Source organism: Tindallia californiensis (genome assembly GCF_900107405.1).
GTDB lineage: Bacteria > Bacillota > Clostridia > Peptostreptococcales > Tindalliaceae > Tindallia > Tindallia californiensis.
In genome coordinates this window covers 285,796-304,548 of sequence record NZ_FNPV01000005.1, presented here as the reverse complement: position 1 = coordinate 304,548, position 18,753 = coordinate 285,796, and the positions used below count along the sequence as shown (strand labels likewise).

The window sequence follows — 18,753 nt, the reverse complement described above, 5'->3', positions numbered from 1 at the left end:
ACTAAATGTCATTTCAAAAGAGTTATTTCAATAACAATTGGTTGCTAATTTTTGCTGCAATCTTGATCTTTTCACTTTTTACGGGATGCTCAAGTGATGTTGAAGGTACGACGTCTTCACCCCCAGCGGAAGAAAGTGTAACAGAGTCAGATGCCGAAGAAGAAGCGAGAAGCCAGCAGAAAGAAGAACAGGAAGCGACAAATAATGTAGCGTCAGAATCCGAAGGAACCCTCACTGTCCACTTCATCGATGTTGGCCAAGGTGATGCTACCCTGATTCAAACGCCAAGTGGTAAAAACCTTTTAATGGATGCTGGTGACAACGGCCAGGGAGATCATGTAGTCGGCTACCTGAAGGCCCTTGGCATAGACACTGTGGATGTTCTGATCTTCACCCACCCACATGCAGACCATATCGGTGGTGGCCCTGAAGTGATTCAGGCTTTTGACATCGGTTCTCTATACATGCCGAAGGTCAGCCATACCACACAAACTTTTGAACGATTACTATTGGCCATTGAAGATAAAGGCTTACGCATCAAAACTGCTAAAGCTGAGATTGATCTGGAACTTGATCCCGTACTGGAAACCATGATGATCGGACCTCGTGGTGAGAACTACGATAACCTTAATGATTACTCTACCAGCATCCGGATAGTTCACGGCGCTAATGGCCTTGTTATCACTGGAGACGCTGAAAGACAAGCAGAGCTGGAAATGGTTAACAGTGGCATGGAGCTGATGGCTAATTTGTTACGGGTAGCCCATCACGGAAGCAATTCATCCAGCATTCCAGAATTCTTGCAAGCTGTAGATCCTGATTATGGTGTGATCTCTGCCGGCCACGATAATCGTTATGGACATCCCCATCAAGAAGTGATTCAACGGTTACAGGAACGAAACATCGAGATCTATCGAACAGATCTACAGGGCACTATTATTGCGGTGAGTGACGGTGAGAACTGGCAATTTGATACCCATCCAGTAACAGACTTCTCCGAAGAATGGACGCAGGAAGAGGAAAAAGCGAAAGTGAAGATCGATGAAACCGAAGATCCGCTTGTGGCCAAGCCGTCTGAAGAGGGTTATATCGGCAATGTAAACTCAGATGTTTTCCATACACCGGACTGCAACTCACTTCCGGCAGAGCATAATCGAATTTATTTTGATAACCGGAACGAAGCCATAGAGGCAGGACAACGTCCGTGTCAGCGGTGCAATCCCTAATTGGAACAGTGAAAGACGCCACTAAGGTACTCCTTGGAAAGGCGTTCTTTCTATTTCTAAAGTCACAGAAGTTGGAAGGCTATGACAACTATCCTAACACAGGGTGACATTATAGAATATTCGACATTAAAAAAACAGTTTCTATACACAAAATTACGATATGTTAGTATTTTTTCTACATAAAAGGAAAAATTCGTGTATAATAAAGTGTAGTATATGTACAAAGGATGTGGAAAGTGTATATGAAAATGATCATAGATAGGCTTGAAGGGGATTATGCGGTTGTAGAATTAGATGATGGAACATTTGCTGATATACCTAAGGAGGCTTTGCCAAAGCTAGCAAATGAAGGGGATGTTATTACTATTGAGATTGATGAAAAAGCTACAGAACAAAGAAAAAAACGGATTGAAAGACTGCTGAATGAATTGTGGGAAGAGAGTGATACTGAATAAATGGATACACACGTTAATAGATTGTTTCCTAATACAAAAAATACAGGCGAAGAAGCTCATGTTTATTAAATGAAGTCAAATTTGACTTCTGAATAAGTTATTTCAAAAGAAGGGCACGAGAACACTCCTCTGTAGCCCTTCTTTTTCTATAGGGAGGGCAAGGAATTTGATTATAGACCGCTAGGAGTATTTCAGTCGTGATGAATAGTGATTTTTGAATATTCATCAGTGGTAGTGATTATTGCCAATCAGATTATGATCGGTTAATTAAATCGATATTCCCCATCTTTTTTTGCATACACAATACACAAAAAAAGGAAATGCACGCACAAATAAAAGAAATATTCTTTAATTTGTGGATTAAAAAACACAAATTGTAGATATTTTTATTTACTTCATAGGATATATGCCCTATACTAAAGATAGGGTTCCGGAAAAGGAGGCAAAAAATGCTAACGGATGGAAAGAAAAAAGTTTCTCCGAAAGTTCTACAGGCGCAAAAAGAAAGAAAGGCTCTCGGTGATAGATTAAAGAAAGCCAGACTAAATAACGAATTAACTCAGGCTGAAGCAGCTAAAAAGCTTGGTGTTGGTGTATCCAATCTGTCTAGCTATGAAACAGGAAGAACTACTGCTCCGCTAGGTTTCTTACAGGATGCATCTGAAGTTTACGAGGTGCCAATTGTCAACTTCATACAGGAGGTAAAAGGAAACCCAGGAGAAATGCGCGACATAAAAAAAATACCCGTAATGACAGCTAATGTTAAGTACAAGAACAGGAGTGAGTTTTTTATGGCGAATGACCCCATGCGATATGAGTATGCGGATGTTGGTCGATCGGAAGATTATATCTTTCTGTCAGCACCGGATAATACGATGAGCGACTACCGCATACTCAAAAATGACGCCGTTTTAATACGAAAAAACCAGGAACCTAAAAGCGGCGATGTGGTGGTGGCTCTGATCGGCGGCTACCCGAGAATAATGGTGTATGAGGAAATTAATGAAAAGTCTTACAACCTGAAACCTGGAGACGCATCCGGCAATGAGGCGCTGTTGGTGAAAAATGGAGAAAGTAATGGTGAGGAAGTAGAAATCTTAGGTGTTAAAAGGCTTGTGATTATTTACTAAAAACCTCGAAAGAGAGGTGTTTTTATGAAAGGATCAGTGGTAAGACGAGGTAGCAGATTTTATGTCGTTTTATACTTGGGGATGAAACCAGACGGAAAAAAAGATTATAGATGGTATTCCGGATATAGGACGCAAAAGGAAGCTCATGACGGGCTGCTGGAATTAAAAGCAGCTGCAAAAAATAAAAAAGTGGTAGAAAAAAGCTCAATGTCGGTTTCGGATTTTTTGAATCTTTGGATCGAGGATCATGTAGAACCAAATTTAACACCGGGCACAGCGGATAAATATAAATCAGCAAGCCTTTCTGCCTGCAAAGTCTTTGGAAATATAAAGATACAAAAGATAGAACCTTTTCAAATCCAGCGCTGGGTTAACCAAATGTCAGAAAGTAACTTGACCAAAAGTTCTATTGTCACTTATTACAACGCAATTAAAGCCGCTTTTAACAAGGCGGTAGGGTGGAGGATAATTGGTCAAACACCATGCGTAGAGGTTACATTGCCGAGAATTAAAAAGCAATCTATGAAAACATTAACAGCATCTGAAGTCTCAAGATTATTAGTAGAGGCAAAGGGTCACCCGGTGGAGCTTGTTCTGTTACTAGCAGCAAGCTGTGGTTTGCGTAGAGGGGAGATACTGGGTCTTCGATGGCGTCAGGTAGATATGCAAGAGCAAGTCCTTCACCTTTCCGAAAATTATACAGAAAGCTCCAAGGGGGTTGCTCTTTCCGAGTTGAAAAGTGATAGTAGTTATCGTTCGGTTAACTTTAGCGATTCGGTTAAACTCGCACTTAAACGTCAAAAGGAAGAACAATTGAATGCAATGAAAAGTGGCGAAGTTATTGAATTATCTAACATGACAGAAGAAAGTCTATATGATCTTCATGTTTGCACATGGTACGACTTAACGCCATTGAAGCCTAGCTATGTAACAAAGAAATGCAAGAAGTTATTAAACAGAGCAAAATTGCCACAGATTAGATTTCATGATCTGAGGCACACTCACGCAACGCTTCTCTTGCAAGCTGGGGTTCATCCTAAAGTTGTTCAAGAGCGACTCGGTCATTCTAAAATAAGCATCACTCTCGACACCTATTCACACGTTCTTCCTTCAATGCAAAAGGAAGCGGCGCAACTGCTTAATTTTTGAGTTAAGTGGAATGAACAGGAACCGTCCGTAAAAATTAGATTAGAGAATTAGATTAGAGAAAACAAAAAACTCACTACCAAAACTTTTTCAAGTTTTTAGGAGTGAGTATTATCAATGGTTTTGCTGGAGCTGTTGAGCGGACTTGAACCGCCGACCTCTTCCTTACCAAGGAAGTGCTCTACCTACTGAGCTACAACAGCAAATTAATAACACTTATTTAAAATGGATCCATGAACCACAAAAGATATTATAACGTATGCTGTGCGTATTGTAAAGAGTAAATTATAAAAATATAATAGGAGTGAGATTTTTAGAAAATACAAAATTGTTTTCTGGAATAAAGCAATCATTAATTGTATAATGGATATTGTTATAGTTTACTTTAAGGAGGGAATCGACATGATGCAAAATATCTTAGAAAAGACACTAGAAGATCACCGCTACTGGACTAAAGAAGGAGCCGTTGCTACCTATATACCAGAGTTGTCCAAGCAAAAGATAGATGCGCTGGGTATTTATGTGCATGAAGTAAATGGTGAAGTTTACAAAGCTGGAGACTGGAATATGCCTTTCACCATACAAAGCATTTCAAAAATTATATCTTTTATTTGTGTATTGCAAGATAATTCAATCGATACTTTATATAAAAAAATTACGGTGGCACCTTCATCAGATGGGTTTAATTCTATCGTTAATCTAGAAACAAAAAATGAGCATCGACCACTAAATCCTATGATTAATTCCGGTGCTATTGCCTGCATTGAACTTGTAAGAGGGAATACATTAGAAGAAAAGTATGAGCGGATACTTAATATGATTCGAAGTTTGTCGAATAATCCTTATATTAAAGTGAATGAAAGTGTTTATTTATCAGAGAAAGAGACGGGTGATCGTAATAGGGCCTTGGCATATTTTATGAAAAGTACCGGAACCATTGAAACAAACGTAGAAGAGTTGCTAGATGCATACTTCCGGTTATGCTCTATAGAAGTTACATGTGAGGATATTGCCTCTATAGCAGCTGTGCTTGCTAATGATGGTAAAGGCATTATAGACGGAAGAGAGCTAATAAGTAAAAAAATATGTAAAACGGTAAAAGCTGTTATGACAACTTGTGGTTTATACGATGGATCAGGTGAATATGCTGTTAGTGTAGGAGTTCCTTCTAAAAGTGGTGTTGGTGGCGGCATATTAGCTGTATCGCCAGGCAAAATGGGAATTGGTGTATTTGGTCCATCTTTAGACGCTAAAGGAAATAGCATTGCTGGCGTTAAAGTGTTGGAAAGTCTAGCGAATAAGCTAGACTTGAGTATATTCTAAAAACAGCGTCTATTATGGACGCTGTTTTTTTAACTGACCTATAATGGATTCGTCTGGTGTAACATATAAAGTTCGATGATGATCATAGATAACCATACCTGGTTGTGCGCCCCTTTGTTTTCGTACATGTCGACATTTGGTATAATCTACGGCTACATTTTGTCCCATTCTACCCTTTGAATAATAAGCGGCAAGCATAGCGGCAATTTCTAAGACTTCACTCGGGAGTTCATTTTGTCCGGACTTTAGAATAACATGAGAGCCAGGAAAGTCTTTAACATGAAACCATAAATCATTTTTCTCAGCAATGCTAAAGGTGACTTTTTCATTCTGATAATTATTTTTACCCACGTACAAATCTCTCCCCTCTTCCGTTTGGAAATGAAGGATTCCACTTTCTTGTTTTTTGCCGGAAGATCTAATGTTTTTATGGTTGGTTTTCTGTTTCGTATAGCCGGATTTTATCAACTCCTGTCGGATTTCTTCAAGATCCTGCAGGGTTTCTGCTTGTTCAATGAAAAGTAGTATCTGATCTAGATAATCCAGCTCCTGACGAGTTTTAGTAATTTGTCGGGTTATTTCAATATTGGCTTTTTTAGATTTTTGATAACGCTTATAATAGCTTTGGGCATTTTGTGCTGGTGTTTTTGACTTGTTTAATAGAATTCGTATAGATGACTGATTTTCATCAAAATAATTATAAGTCTCTAAAAATTCTTGGTCCTGTCGGATTTGATGCATATTAGCCATGATCAGGTCGGCTTTTATTTTATCCTCTGAAGCTTTTCGAGCTTTGGAAAGATCGTTATTTAGGTTCTGGAAACGTTGTGCTGTGCGATTTCGTTTAATAGTCATATTCTTGCGAAGGTCTTGAGATTTTTGGTGCAGACGCTGATATTCATCTTTAAGGTGGTAGTATTTCTCAAGCAAATGACTGAAATTATCAAATACAATACGGTGTAAAGGTTCAAAATGTTCCATGGATAAAGCGCTGATATCTCGGTAGTGATGGGATTCTCCTTGATAGGCGATAGGGATGAGTTCCTTTTGATGCAAAAGGTTTAGCCAGTTTGAATATGAACGATATAGCGCTTCCTTTTCTTTATCTAATAATGCATGAAACAAACGATTTGAATCCAGAGAAGACTGATAACAAAGTTCTTTGGCCAAAGATGGTGATATTCCGGCAAAAGTTGTTAACAAATCTTTTTCAATAGAGCGTTCTTCAGATGAATGCATGGCATGGAGCCATTCCTTAAAATCAATAACCTCAAAAGGATTGTATTTATCTGACGGTGGATATTGATAGGGAAGTCCTGGTAATATCTGACGCTTACGGCTTATATGAAGCGGGATTCGCTTAATTGAATCCATAATACTATTGTTTTGATCATCTACTAGGATGATATTACTGTGTTTGCCCATCATTTCGATGATTAGTCGTTTTTTGGATAGTTGATTCAATTCATCAGTGCCCTCTATTTCCAGTTCGATAATTCTTTCTAAAGAGGGTTGGTGTATTCTGATGACTCGGTTACCGATCAAATGTTTTCGAAGCAGCATGCAGAACATGGGCGGTGTCGTTGGGTTGATTTTAGTAAGGGTAGTTAAATGAATTCTAGGAAATTTGCTGTGGGCGGAAAGGAGAATTTTTTTATTCTGTCCCTGCCCGCGGGTAATAATGATTAATTCATCACTTTCCGGCTGATGAATTTTATCGATGCGATGGTTAAGAACTTCTTTTTCAAGTTCTGTTTTCAATGCTAGTACCATACTTCCGTCTAAAGGCATACTCATCACTCCTGTTCTATAGATCTAATAATAACATATCATAGGAAATCATGTCATTGATGAACGGAATTTGTTATAATAGACGGAAGGAAGAAAGGAGTGGCTGGAATGAACATCCCTTTTACTAAAATGCATGGTATAGGCAATGATTTTATTTTGTTGAAACGCCAAGATGTTCCTGATGCTTCCTGGGATCAAAAATTGGCAAAGATGATTTGTCAGCGTCACTTTGGTATTGGAGCGGACGGAATGATGATAGCAGAAGCTTCTGAAACAGCTGATATGAAAATGCTTTATTACAATGCTGATGGCTCGCAGGGGGAAATGTGCGGCAATGGTATTCGTTGCTTTGCTCATTATGTGATAAGGGAAGAATTAGTGCCCCAAAAGCCGGTTTTACATATTGAAACGATGCTAGATATAAGAGAAGTAGAAGTTACTCATTATGAGTCGATAGGCAGTGTGGTAAAAGTTTATATGGGAAAACCGAAGATACGCAACATCGAAATGATGATTGAAGTCGATGGAGAAGCAATTAAACTGGCGGATTTAACGATAGGAGTTCCTCATGTTGTTCTTCTGGAATCAGATTTGAATGTTAGTCGAGTGGATAGGATAGGTCCTAAGGTCGAAAAAATGGATATTTTTCCACAGGGAACCAATGTGAATTTTGTTAAAGTTCATAATCGGAAATATGTTTCTGTGATGACATGGGAGAGGGGCGCTGGCCACACATTAGCATGCGGAACAGGTATTTGCAGTGTTTGCAGCGTTTTGCATCGAAAAGGCATGGTGGAAAAGCGAATCAATGTTATGGCTGAAGGTGGTCAGCTGACTATTGAAATCGATAAAGAAAATGGTGTTTATATGATTGGTCCCAGCCAGATGATTGCTAGGGGAAATTTTATGGGGAAAGGACTTTTAAATCATGATTAACAGTATGACCGGGTACGGAAGATCAGAGGTTTTCCTCAATACTAATGCGTATACGATTGAAATGAAAAGTGTGAATCATCGTTATTTGGATATAGCGGTTAAAATGCCTCGAAAAATTAACTTTATGGAAGAAAAAATTAAGCAGTGCGTCAAACAGTATATTGCTCGAGGTCGCGTGGATGTGTATATCAATCATGCAGGCCAGGGAGAGGTTTCAAAAGCAGTAACCTTAGATAAAGAATTGGGCAGATCTTATCGGGATGCTTTTGAAGTATTAAGTCAGGAATTGGGATTAAAAAATGACTTAACAATATCTCATTTATCTCGATTGCCGGAAATGATCATTCTTGAAGAACCTGAAATAGATGAAGAAAAAATATGGAAAGAAATGGAAAAAGGTATTCAGGAAGCAGCTAATAAGCTGAGTGTCATGCGGGCGACAGAGGGAAAGAGCATGGAAGAGGATCTGAAACAGCGAATTGAAAGCTTAAAAGGGTATATAGAAGAAATAGAGTTACTTTCGCCAGACTACAGTAAAGCTTATCGAGAGCGCTTGATGAAGCGTATTCAGGAACTGACAGATAAAGAATTTATAGTAGATGAGCAACGAATTGCTATGGAAGTTGCTATCTTATCAGAAAAAACATGTATTGATGAAGAATTAGTTCGGTTTCGCAGTCATCTTAAACAGATGGATAAGACGTTAAGTCAGACGGAAACGGTTGGTCGAAAATTGGACTTTATGCTTCAGGAAGTGAATCGAGAAATCAACACCATTGGTTCTAAAGCTAGTGACTTTAGTATTAACTCACTGGTAGTTGAAGTGAAAAGCGAACTGGAAAAAATGCGTGAACAGGTACAAAATATTGAATAAAGGAGAACGAGTATGCCTATAAAACTGATAAATATTGGATTCGGAAACATCGTTTCTGCTAACCGAATTATTGCTATTGTTAGTCCAGAATCTGCTCCGATTAAAAGAATTATCCAGGAAGCTCGGGATCAAGGAAGTCTCATTGATGCTACTTACGGTCGCCGAACCAGAGCGGTAATCGTAACGGACAGCGATCATGTAATTTTATCGGCCGTTCAACCTGAAACGGTAGCTCATCGTCTGCATGATAAGGAAGAGCAGAAGGATTTACCGAAGGATCATATAGCTAGTCATAGTGAGTAGTAAGGAGGAAAAAGGATGGAACAAAATGGTCTTTTAATGGTTATCTCTGGTCCTTCTGGTACCGGCAAAGGAACTTTGGTAAAGCATTTACTAAAGAGAAATAATAATATTCAACTTTCTGTGTCAGCTACAACTAGAAACCCTAGACCTGGAGAAGTAGACGAAGTTAATTATTTTTTTATGACTAAAAATGATTTTGAAAAAAAATTAGAGCATGGTGAGTTTTTAGAGCATGCAGAAGTTTATGGTAATTATTATGGTACGCCAAAAGCTTTTGTAGAAAAGCAATTAAAAAAAGGAAATAATGTACTTTTAGAAATTGATATCCTTGGTGCTATGCAAATAAGAGAAAAGTTCAAGGAAGCTGTATTTCTATTTATTATTCCACCATCCCTGGAAGAATTACAGCGTAGAATCGAAAGTCGTGGGACAGAAACTCCGGAACAGATGAGTAAACGAATGAATAGCTCTCTGGAAGAAATAAAAGAGTTGAAAAAGTATGACTATGTAATCTTAAACGATGAGGTTGAAAAAGCTACTGCGTTGATTGAAGCGATTATTAATGCAGAGTTAGCCAGTGTAGAACGTAGTCAGCATTACTGGTTAAATCTTTTTGGGGTTAGGAGGTAAGTGACATGTTGCAAGGAAAGCATATTGTGGTGGGAGTTACTGGGGGCATAGCAGCTTATAAAGCCTGTGAGCTAGTTAGTCGTTTGTCAAAACAGCAGGCAACAGTGGAAGTCGTGATGACAGAAGCAGCTACTTCTTTTGTAAATCCAGAAACTTTCCAGGCTCTGAGTAGAAATCCGGTGATTACAAGCCTTTTTCAGTCTATTAAGTATTGGGAAATTGAACATATTTCACTTGCACAAAAAACAGATGCAATGATTGTTGCACCAGCAACGGCAAACATTATAGGAAAAGTTGCCAATGGTATTGCTGATGACTTTCTGTCAACCATGATAATGGCTTCTACAGTGCCAGTAATATTAGCACCTGCTATGAATACTTATATGTATGAAAATCCAATTTTGCAGCGAAATGTGAAATGCTTGAAGGGATATGGCTATCACTTTGTAGATCCTTATGAGGGCCTATTGGCTTGTGGTGATAAAGGAAAGGGAAAGATGGCAGAACCCGCTGTGCTAGAAGAATATTTGATAAATGTCTTAATGCCCAATCAGGATCTTGTTGGACAGCACATCCTTATTACAGCTGGTCCCACTCGGGAAGAAATTGATCCAGTAAGATATATCACTAATTACTCATCTGGAAAAATGGGCTATGCTTTAGCAGAGATGGCAAAAAAAAGAGGAGCTCTAGTTACGTTGATAACGGGTCCTTGTCAAATACCTATTCCAAAAGTCGATGAAGTTGTCTCGGTTCTTTCGACGGAAGAGATGCTTCATGCTGTTATGAGTCGGTATGAGCAACAAGATGTAGTGATAAAGGCTGCGGCTGTGTCGGACTATCGCCCTACGGATCGAGCGGTTCAAAAAATAAAAAAACAAAAAGAAGGTTCCATGGAGTTGTCTTTAACTAAAAATCCGGATATTTTATGGGAACTAGGAAAAACAAAGAATGATCAGATATTGGTAGGCTTCGCGGCTGAAACAGAAAATCTGATAGAAAATGCCACTTCTAAAATGAATCGAAAGAATTTAGACTTGATGGTGGCTAATGATTTAATGCAGCCAGGTGCAGGGTTTCATTGTGATACTAACCAGGTAATGCTGCTCTACCCAAATGGTCAGAGTAAGTCATTAAAATTAGAAGAAAAGAAAAAAATTGCTGATGGGATTTTAGATGAAATTGCTTATTTGCTGAAAGAGAAAAAAGCATGAAAAGCTTACTTATGCAGGAGGGAAACATTTTTGAGTTCTAACATAAAGATTGCCAGTGTGATTTTAGATCATTATCATGAGAAGATGGACCATTACTTTGATTACTTGGTACCAGAAACATATCAAAAATCTATTATGCCTGGCATGAGGGTTCTAGTGCCATTTGGTAAAGGCAATAAAACCCTGGAAGCTTATATAATGAAAGTATGGGATTCCAAGGAAATATCTGAAAACCTAAAGTTTATTTATAGTTTGATCGAAAGCAAATCAGTTATGAGCACTCACCACTTGAAACTGGTGCACTGGATGAAAAAGCATTATCTTTGTCGATACATTGAGGGGATTCGTTGTTTTGTTCCTTCTGGATTGGTTTTGAAGTCAAATAGAGAAGTTTATTATGAAAATGGAATTCGGATGGTAAGAGAAAAAACCAGTTCAAAAGATACTCCTAAAAAAGTGCTCTATGCAAGCATTGTTACGAGTATGCCTCCTTGGGAGGAACTTAAAACATTGATGAAAAGAGCACCAGCTCAGCTGAAAGTACTGGAGATTCTTCGAGAAAAAAAAACACTCCCGCTGGTAGAATTGATTCGGTTGGCAGGAACAGCTCGTCAAACAGTGAAATCTCTAGAGACGAAAAACCTGGTATTAATTGAGAAAAAAATTGTCAGCCGAAATCCCTTCAGAAATCGTCCTATTATTCCGTATCCAGCACCAGTACTGACAGAAGATCAGCTTAAAGTTTGGAGAGGTATTAAGGAAAGTTTAGCCAAAGATCCACAAAAACCGGTACTACTTCATGGCATTACCGGCAGTGGCAAAACGGAAATATACCTTCATTTGATTGAAGAGAACCTGGAAAAAGGTAAAGATAGTATCATAATGGTACCAGAGATTTCTCTGACCCCACAGATGATTGATCGTTTCCGTGGTCGATGTGGAGAAACGGTAGCTGTCCTACATAGTCATCTTACTCAAGGTGAGAGGCTTGACGAATGGCGAAAAATAAAAGATGGAAAAGTGAAAATTGTTATAGGACCCAGATCGGCTATTTTTGCTCCGTTTCGAAATTTGGGTATGATTATTATTGATGAAGCACATGAAAGCAGTTATAAATCAGAGCAGTCCCCCCGTTATCATGCAGTTGATGTAGCGAGGGCTCGGTCTGTTTTTGAAAAGGCAAATCTTCTGATGGGCTCAGCGACTCCTTCTGTAGAATCTTATTACCAAAGTTTGCAACAAGAATTTCATCTAGAAACTCTTGAAGAGCGTATTCCTGGTGCTAGACTTCCGGAGATTGAAACAGTAGATATGCGTCAGGAGTTTAAGGATGGAAACATTACTCTTTTTAGTCAAAAGCTGATCTGTCGAATAAAGGAGAGGTTAGAGCGTGGAGAGCAATCCATCTTATTTTTAAATCGGCGCGGTTATTCTACGTTGGTAAATTGTTTTCACTGCGGAAATACTATGAAATGTGATTACTGTGACATTCCTATGAAATGGCATCGTAGGGATAATAGGTTGAAATGTCACTTCTGTGGATGGGAACAAAAAACGATCACTCAATGTCCTGAGTGTCAACAAGAACTGGTCTATAAAGGATTTGGCACACAAAAAATAGAAGAAACCTTAAAAGAATACTTTCCGGATGCCAGCATTATGCGAATGGATATGGATACCACCCGCCAGAAAGGGTCACATGAAAAACTGTTGCAGGAATTTGGGGAGGGAAAGCATGATATTTTACTAGGGACTCAGATGATTACAAAAGGCCTTGATTTTCCAAACGTAACATTGGTTGGCGTTTTAATGGCTGATGCTAGTTTGGGACTTCCGGATTTTAGAGCATCGGAAAAGACATTTCAATTAATTACTCAGGTAGCAGGAAGAGCAGGAAGAGGAGAGATTTCTGGAAATGTTGTTCTTCAGACGTACCAACCGGATCATTACGCCGTATCTTTGGCAGCTCGTCAAGAATACTTGGCTTTTTATCAAAAAGAAATCCAGTTGCGAAAAAACTTTTGCTACCCTCCGTTTAGTGATATGATTCTCATTACATTCTCTGGAACAGAAGAAGAAAAAGTGAAACGTAGTGCTGACGTGAGTTATAAAAGTTTTATTTACCTACTGGAAAAGCAAGGCAATGAATCGATAGAAAATATAATAATGGCACCTGTAGTGGCACCGTTGACTAGAGCAGAAGGAAAATACCGTTACCATCTTTTATTAAAGTCGGGTGATATGTCGGTAAACACATTGAAAAAAATGATAAAATACGTTTTAATTGAAAACAAAGAAAAACTTATTGATTCGTCTGTCACTACGGTGATTGACATAAATCCTTATATATTATTGTGATGGGAGAGGAAAAAATGGCTATCAGAACCATACGAACAGATAAAGATCCAATTTTGCGGAAACAGTCTCGTGAAGTGGATGAAATCAATGATCGTATTTTGACATTGTTGGATGATATGGATGAAACCATGCGTCAGGCAGAAGGCGTTGGTCTTGCGGCTCCACAGATTGGCGTACTGAAACGTGTCATTGTCATTGATATAGGAGAAGGTTTAATTGAAATGATAAACCCGGTCATTATTGAAAAAGATGGTGAACAGTGTGGACCGGAAGGTTGTCTTAGTATACCAGAACAGAGTGGAATAGTTATTCGTCCCCACCGGGTAAAGGTAAGAGCTCTTAATCGCTACAACGAAGAGTATGAAATGGAAGCTGAAGACTTTCTGGCACGTGCAATTTGTCATGAAATTGATCATTTGAATGGAGTTTTATTCACAGACATTATGCTGTCAGAAGAAGAGGCTGAATCTTATGAAAGAGTCATTTCTGAATCAAATAGCAATGAAGGGAAAAAAGCTTAAGATTTAGGTGTAAAGAAAGGTGAAGATTGGGATGAAGATTGTTTATATGGGAACGCCAGATTTTGCTGTTCCGACACTAATAGCGTTAGCTAATAGTGAAAGAGATGAAATCGTTGGTATATTTACTCAACCAGATAGACCGAAAGGACGCGGTCATCGAATGATGATGCCACCGGTAAAAGAAAAAGCACTGGATTATGGTATACCTGTATTTCAGCCAGAAAAAAAAATAGACGAAGCAGAAATTCGGATTTTAAAGGAATTAGATCCTGATTTGATTGTGGTGGCGGCATATGGCCACATATTGCCTGAAACGGTGATTCAATTACCACTTTATGGGTGTATCAATGTACATGCATCTCTGCTGCCCAAATACCGGGGAGCAGCCCCCATTCAATGGGCCATCATTAATGGAGAAAAAGAAACCGGTGTTACAACGATGCAGATGGATGCAGGTCTGGATACGGGTGATATGTTGTTGAGAGCGTCGATTCCCATTGAGGATACAGATACTTCTGTAACGATGCATGACAAATTAGCTGCTTTGGGAGCTGAATTGATGATGAAAACATTGGAAACCTTGAGAGAAGGGAAGCTTAAAGCTGAGCCACAGAACTCGGATGCATCTACTTATGCTCCTATGTTACAAAGAGATACGGGGGAAATTAACTGGAACCAGTCTGCATCTACAATTCATTGTTTAATTCGAGGTACGCAGCCTTGGCCAGCAGCTTATTCTTTCTGTCAAGGAGAAAAGATGAAGATATGGCAGAGTAAAGTGATCAAAATGTCATCAAATTCACAGTGCCCAGGATTGATTCGACAGGTTTCGAAGCATGGTATTTTAGTAGATACGGCTGAGGATCAACTGCTAATAGAAGAAATCCAAATGCCAGGAAAAAAACGTATGGCAGTCAGTTCGTTTTTAACGGGGAATACCATTAGTGCAAATATTACGTTAGGGACTTAACGTAATGAGAAATGAAATAAATGATTATCAAAATGTTACAAAAAATACAATTGGTTTATTGATAATTTCCATCTCTATTTCTTTGCTATTGATCCTGCTGGTTGGATGGCTAACGGTGGGAGATCATATGAGTGCTTATATAATATTTAACGGAATAGTGCTTCTAACGTTTATTTCCTTTTTTATGATGCTGTTGGTAAGTTTGTATACCTATTTTAGGATATGCTATAATAAAAGTGTTTCCGTTCTAATTTTGAAATGGACAAAACATTCGCTGAGATGGATTTATCCATTTCTAAAAATGGTAGGTAAGCTAATCAAAAGGGATAAAAATGATGTGCGGAAAGCATTTACATTGCTAAACAATAAACTTACGATGAGTGAAAGTAAAAGCTATTATGGAAAAGACATTCTTCTGGTAACACCTCATTGTTTGCAAAAGGCTCACTGCTCCATTAAAGTAACTAATAGCATAGCACTTTGTCAGGAATGTGGTATGTGCAATGTAGGAGACTTGAAATATCTCCAACAAACCTATGGAGTTCAATGTGATGTAGTTACTGGAGGAACATTAGCAAGAAAAAAGATAAAGGAAAAAAAACCAAAACTCATCATAGCTATTGCCTGTGAGAGAGATCTAGTTAGTGGACTTATGGATGTGAAGGGTATTCCTGTATATGCTATTATCAATGAGCGACCAGAGGGTCCTTGTTATAATACTATTGTACAAAAAAAAGAAGTGGAAGACACTATAAAGTATTTTTTAAGAGGTGAAAAAAAGTGATAGGATTTCAAACTACAGGAATGATTTATTTGATTCCTGCGATTATTTTTGCTATGTATGCTCAAAATAAAGTAAAAGGAACTTTTTCTAAGTATTTAAGAATTGCTTCTCGAAAAGGGTATACTGGGCGTGAAGTGGCACGAATGATTCTAGATGATCATAATCTTCAGAGTATACCCATCGAAACGAGTCAGGGATACTTGTCTGATCATTATGACCCTAGGAATCGGATCTTACGTCTTTCAAAAGAAGTATATCAAGGAACGTCGATTGCAGCTGTTAGTGTTGCGGCGCATGAAGTAGGGCATGCCTTGCAACATGCCAATGGATATACACCTTTGACGATACGAAACTCAATCTTTCCTATTGCAAGTTTTGGTTCTTCAATGGCGTGGTTTTTTGTAATAGGAGGTTTTATTTTTGATTCTTTAAACTTGATAGATGTTGGGATTTTACTATATCTGGCAGCGGTTCTTTTTCAAGTGGTAACATTGCCAGTGGAGTTTAATGCTAGCAGCCAAGCGATCCACTTATTGGGTGCTGGTGGTTTTATTACCCAGGATGAGAAGCCTCACTCTAAAAAAGTCTTAAATGCAGCAGCACTTACTTATGTTGCTGCCATGGCAACGGCTTTGGCTCAATTGATGAGATTGATTTTGATAAGAAATAGAAGATCATAAGCGATCAAATAAAGGCGTTAGCAGCGCCTTTATTTTGTGTATTGGAGTGAAAAAAATGAAAAAAACACCACGAGAAAAAGCGGTTGAAGCAATTCAGATTGTAGTTGAAAAAAAATCTTTTTCTAATATAGTTGTTAATGAATTTATTCATCAAGAGAATTGGTCAAAAGAGGACACTAAACTTTTTGTGAACATAGTATATGGAACACTGGATCAAATGATGAAACTAGAGGGTTGTCTTGGGGTTGTTAGCAAAAGGCCAGTAAAAAAAATGCAGTTTCAAGTCAAATACATCTTACTGGCTTCCATCTATCAAATGTTAAACTTGGATAGAATACCAGACTTTGCTATTGTGAATGAAGCCGTAAAAATTACTAAGAAAACAAACCCTTCTGCCAGTGGATTTGTTAACGGGATATTAAGAAACTTTGCTAGACAAAAAGACGATTTAACTAAGAAAATGGCGCCTTCTCAATCACTAGAGTCTTTGTCCTTGCACTACTCATACCCTAAATGGATTATTCATGAAATGATAGCCTATTATGGTCACAGCGCTACTTTGAACATCCTTGAAACAAATAAACGGAGGCCCGACTTGTTTCTTCGTTGTAATTTGCTAAAATGTAAGCCAAACGAGCTGATACATTCACTTGAAATTGATGGGATCATTGTAGAGCAAGTACAATGGATACCGGAAGCACTTAAGCTAATTGAATCTGAAAGACATTTAACGAAGTCGAATGCTTACCTAAATGGATGGTTTCAGATTCAGAGCCTTGGTTCGATGATGGCAGTCGATATGTTAGATCCTGTACCGGGTGAAAAAATATTTGACATGGCAGCGGCTCCTGGTGGAAAAAGCATTTTTATGGCAGAAAGAATGAAGAACACAGGATTTATACTGGCTGGAGATCTTTCTGTGAAAAGATTGAATCAATTGAAAGGGCATATAAATCGTATGGGAATTAGTAATACTACAACAAAAGTACATGATGCGACTATTGTAGAACATTCATTTATAAATAGTTTCGACAAAGTATTGTTAGATGCACCGTGCTCTAGTTTAGGGATGATTCGACGGAAACCAGAAATAAAATATGCCCATAAAAACAAGGGACAATTGATCAAGATGTCTGAAGTTCAAAAAGAAATGCTGAGAACGGCTTCTAAGTATGTGAAACCTGGTGGTACTATTCTTTACTCTACTTGTACGATGTTACCATATGAAAATGAAGATGTCGTAATGGAGTTTCTGGAAAAAGAATCTGAGTTTATGCTTGATGGAGAAGGAATGAAGTTCTTAAATCCAACGATACATGAAAATTTTGACGGGTTTTATATAGCTAAAATTAGAAGGGTAGAGTAATGAACTTACTAGGAGGAAAATTTTTGAAAAAAGATTTAAGATCAATGACAAGAGAAGAACTGTCCCAGGAAATAAATCACATGGATATGCCCAATTATCGAGTGAACCAAATTTTTGAATGGGTTAGTAAAGGGGTTTCTTTTGAAGAAATGACGAATTTATCAAAAGAAATGAGAAAGCAGTTATCAGAAAGGTTTACTCTGTCCTTTGCAGAAGTACGGAAAAAACAAGTATCAAAAGATGGAACAGAGAAATTTCTTTTTCAACTTCCGGACGGTAAAATGGTGGAATCGGTATTGATGCGTTACAAGCATGGTGCTAGTATATGTATATCTACTCAGATAGGCTGTGCTATGGGTTGTAGCTTTTGCGCCTCTGGCTTAGAGGGTCTTGATAGAAATCTTAGTGCGGGAGAAATGCTAAGTCAAATACTATCGGTAACTAAGGAGATTGACCAAAGAATAGCTAACGTTGTACTGATGGGAAGTGGAGAACCTTTACAGAATTTAAAGGAAGTAGTAAAATTATTGAACATTGTTAATGATGAAAAAGGATTAAATATCAGTATGCGACATATAACGATATCTACTTGTGGACTGGTTCCTCAGATATATCAATTAGCAGATTTGAAGTTGCCGGTGAACCTAGCGATTTCTCTTCATGCCGCATCAGATACGATCAGGAGAAGCATAATGCCAATAGCGCTGAAGTTTAGTATCGCTGATACACTAAAAGCATGTGATTACTATATTGAAAAAACAAATAGACGGATCACTTTTGAGTATGCACTTATACCAGGATTGAACGATCATGAAGAAGAAATACGGACTTTAGCAGATCATCTTCGGAATAAACTATGCCATGTTAACTTTATACCGGTAAATCCTGTCAATGAATTATTTAGTCATTCTAAAAAAGGAGATTACCGAGAATTAATTGAAATTCTAAGAAAACACAAGATTCCTGCTACTATACGACGTGAGCTAGGTGCAGATATTGATGCAGCTTGTGGCCAACTAAAACAACAAGCTAAATATAAAGATTAA

Annotated in this window: 18 protein-coding genes and 1 tRNA gene; 17 read left to right on the top strand and 2 right to left on the bottom strand. The window is 38.2% G+C overall.

The genetic code is table 11. The annotated features are described in order from the left end of the window. Nucleotides 1-5 precede the first annotated feature (5 nt). The 4 genes from BLV55_RS09075 (at nucleotide 6) to BLV55_RS09060 (ending at nucleotide 3,960) form a co-directional block, all read left to right on the top strand. Nucleotides 6-1,226, top strand: a complete 1,221-nt coding sequence (locus BLV55_RS09075; RefSeq protein ID WP_093313575.1) for an MBL fold metallo-hydrolase — start codon at nucleotides 6-8, stop codon at nucleotides 1,224-1,226. Nucleotides 1,227-1,468: 242 nt separating this feature from the next. Then, entirely contained in the window at nucleotides 1,469-1,681 is a 213-nt protein-coding gene (locus BLV55_RS09070; protein ID WP_093313645.1) for a DUF3006 domain-containing protein, read from the top strand. Nucleotides 1,682-2,130: 449 nt separating this feature from the next. Then, complete coding sequence (locus BLV55_RS09065; protein ID WP_093313573.1) at nucleotides 2,131-2,811, top strand: helix-turn-helix domain-containing protein; 681 nt, start codon at nucleotides 2,131-2,133, stop codon at nucleotides 2,809-2,811. 24 nt (nucleotides 2,812-2,835) lie between these two features. Then, a complete protein-coding gene (locus BLV55_RS09060; RefSeq protein ID WP_093313571.1) occupies nucleotides 2,836-3,960 on the top strand; it encodes a tyrosine-type recombinase/integrase in 1,125 nt (374 codons plus the stop codon). Nucleotides 3,961-4,084: 124 nt separating this feature from the next. Here BLV55_RS09060 and BLV55_RS09055 read toward each other — a convergent pair. After that, nucleotides 4,085-4,160 (bottom strand) — tRNA-Thr (locus BLV55_RS09055). Between the two features lie 199 nt (nucleotides 4,161-4,359). Between BLV55_RS09055 and glsA the strand changes: the two genes are divergently transcribed. Further along, nucleotides 4,360-5,280 carry a glutaminase A gene (gene glsA / locus BLV55_RS09050; protein ID WP_330386598.1) on the top strand — a complete coding sequence of 307 codons (921 nt, stop codon included), beginning with the start codon at nucleotides 4,360-4,362 and terminating at the stop codon, nucleotides 5,278-5,280. Nucleotides 5,281-5,292: 12 nt separating this feature from the next. Here glsA and BLV55_RS09045 read toward each other — a convergent pair whose 3' ends face one another. After that, nucleotides 5,293-7,071 (bottom strand): Rqc2 family fibronectin-binding protein, encoded by a 1,779-nt coding sequence (locus BLV55_RS09045; protein ID WP_176968341.1) that lies wholly within the window; start codon nucleotides 7,069-7,071, stop codon nucleotides 5,293-5,295. Nucleotides 7,072-7,179: 108 nt separating this feature from the next. On the opposite strand from BLV55_RS09045, the gene dapF reads away from it, so the two are divergent. The 12 genes from dapF to rlmN are packed head-to-tail and all read left to right on the top strand — an operon-like array spanning nucleotide 7,180 to nucleotide 18,753. Next, entirely contained in the window at nucleotides 7,180-8,007 is an 828-nt protein-coding gene (gene dapF, locus BLV55_RS09040; RefSeq protein ID WP_093313567.1) for a diaminopimelate epimerase, read from the top strand. Next, complete coding sequence (locus BLV55_RS09035) at nucleotides 8,000-8,881, top strand: YicC/YloC family endoribonuclease (protein ID WP_093313565.1); 882 nt, start codon at nucleotides 8,000-8,002, stop codon at nucleotides 8,879-8,881. The genes dapF and BLV55_RS09035 overlap by 8 nt, the downstream gene beginning before the upstream one ends. A 12-nt stretch (nucleotides 8,882-8,893) precedes the next feature. Next, on the top strand, nucleotides 8,894-9,184 hold the full coding sequence (gene remA / locus BLV55_RS09030) for an extracellular matrix/biofilm regulator RemA (protein ID WP_093313563.1): 291 nt from the start codon (nucleotides 8,894-8,896) through the stop codon (nucleotides 9,182-9,184). Nucleotides 9,185-9,199: 15 nt separating this feature from the next. Continuing rightward, nucleotides 9,200-9,814, top strand: coding sequence for a guanylate kinase (gmk, locus tag BLV55_RS09025; protein ID WP_093313561.1), 615 nt, complete (start codon nucleotides 9,200-9,202; stop codon nucleotides 9,812-9,814). A 5-nt stretch (nucleotides 9,815-9,819) separates the two neighbouring features. Next, nucleotides 9,820-11,028 (top strand): bifunctional phosphopantothenoylcysteine decarboxylase/phosphopantothenate--cysteine ligase CoaBC, encoded by a 1,209-nt coding sequence (gene coaBC / locus BLV55_RS09020; RefSeq protein WP_093313559.1) that lies wholly within the window; start codon nucleotides 9,820-9,822, stop codon nucleotides 11,026-11,028. 30 nt (nucleotides 11,029-11,058) lie between these two features. Beyond that, complete coding sequence (gene priA, locus BLV55_RS09015; RefSeq protein ID WP_093313557.1) at nucleotides 11,059-13,386, top strand: primosomal protein N'; 2,328 nt, start codon at nucleotides 11,059-11,061, stop codon at nucleotides 13,384-13,386. A gap of 14 nt (nucleotides 13,387-13,400) precedes the next feature. After that, on the top strand, nucleotides 13,401-13,907 hold the full coding sequence (def, locus tag BLV55_RS09010) for a peptide deformylase (RefSeq protein WP_093313555.1): 507 nt from the start codon (nucleotides 13,401-13,403) through the stop codon (nucleotides 13,905-13,907). A gap of 31 nt (nucleotides 13,908-13,938) precedes the next feature. Then, nucleotides 13,939-14,877 carry a methionyl-tRNA formyltransferase gene (fmt, locus tag BLV55_RS09005; RefSeq protein WP_093313553.1) on the top strand — a complete coding sequence of 313 codons (939 nt, stop codon included), beginning with the start codon at nucleotides 13,939-13,941 and terminating at the stop codon, nucleotides 14,875-14,877. A 4-nt stretch (nucleotides 14,878-14,881) separates the two neighbouring features. After that, entirely contained in the window at nucleotides 14,882-15,661 is a 780-nt protein-coding gene (locus BLV55_RS09000; protein ID WP_093313551.1) for a DUF116 domain-containing protein, read from the top strand. A 20-nt stretch (nucleotides 15,662-15,681) separates the two neighbouring features. Continuing rightward, nucleotides 15,682-16,341, top strand: a complete 660-nt coding sequence (locus BLV55_RS08995) for a zinc metallopeptidase (protein ID WP_093313641.1) — start codon at nucleotides 15,682-15,684, stop codon at nucleotides 16,339-16,341. Nucleotides 16,342-16,396: 55 nt separating this feature from the next. Beyond that, nucleotides 16,397-17,707, top strand: a complete 1,311-nt coding sequence (gene rsmB, locus BLV55_RS08990) for a 16S rRNA (cytosine(967)-C(5))-methyltransferase RsmB (protein ID WP_093313549.1) — start codon at nucleotides 16,397-16,399, stop codon at nucleotides 17,705-17,707. 23 nt (nucleotides 17,708-17,730) lie between these two features. Beyond that, nucleotides 17,731-18,753 (top strand): dual-specificity RNA methyltransferase RlmN, encoded by a 1,023-nt coding sequence (gene rlmN / locus BLV55_RS08985; RefSeq protein WP_242870081.1) that lies wholly within the window; start codon nucleotides 17,731-17,733, stop codon nucleotides 18,751-18,753.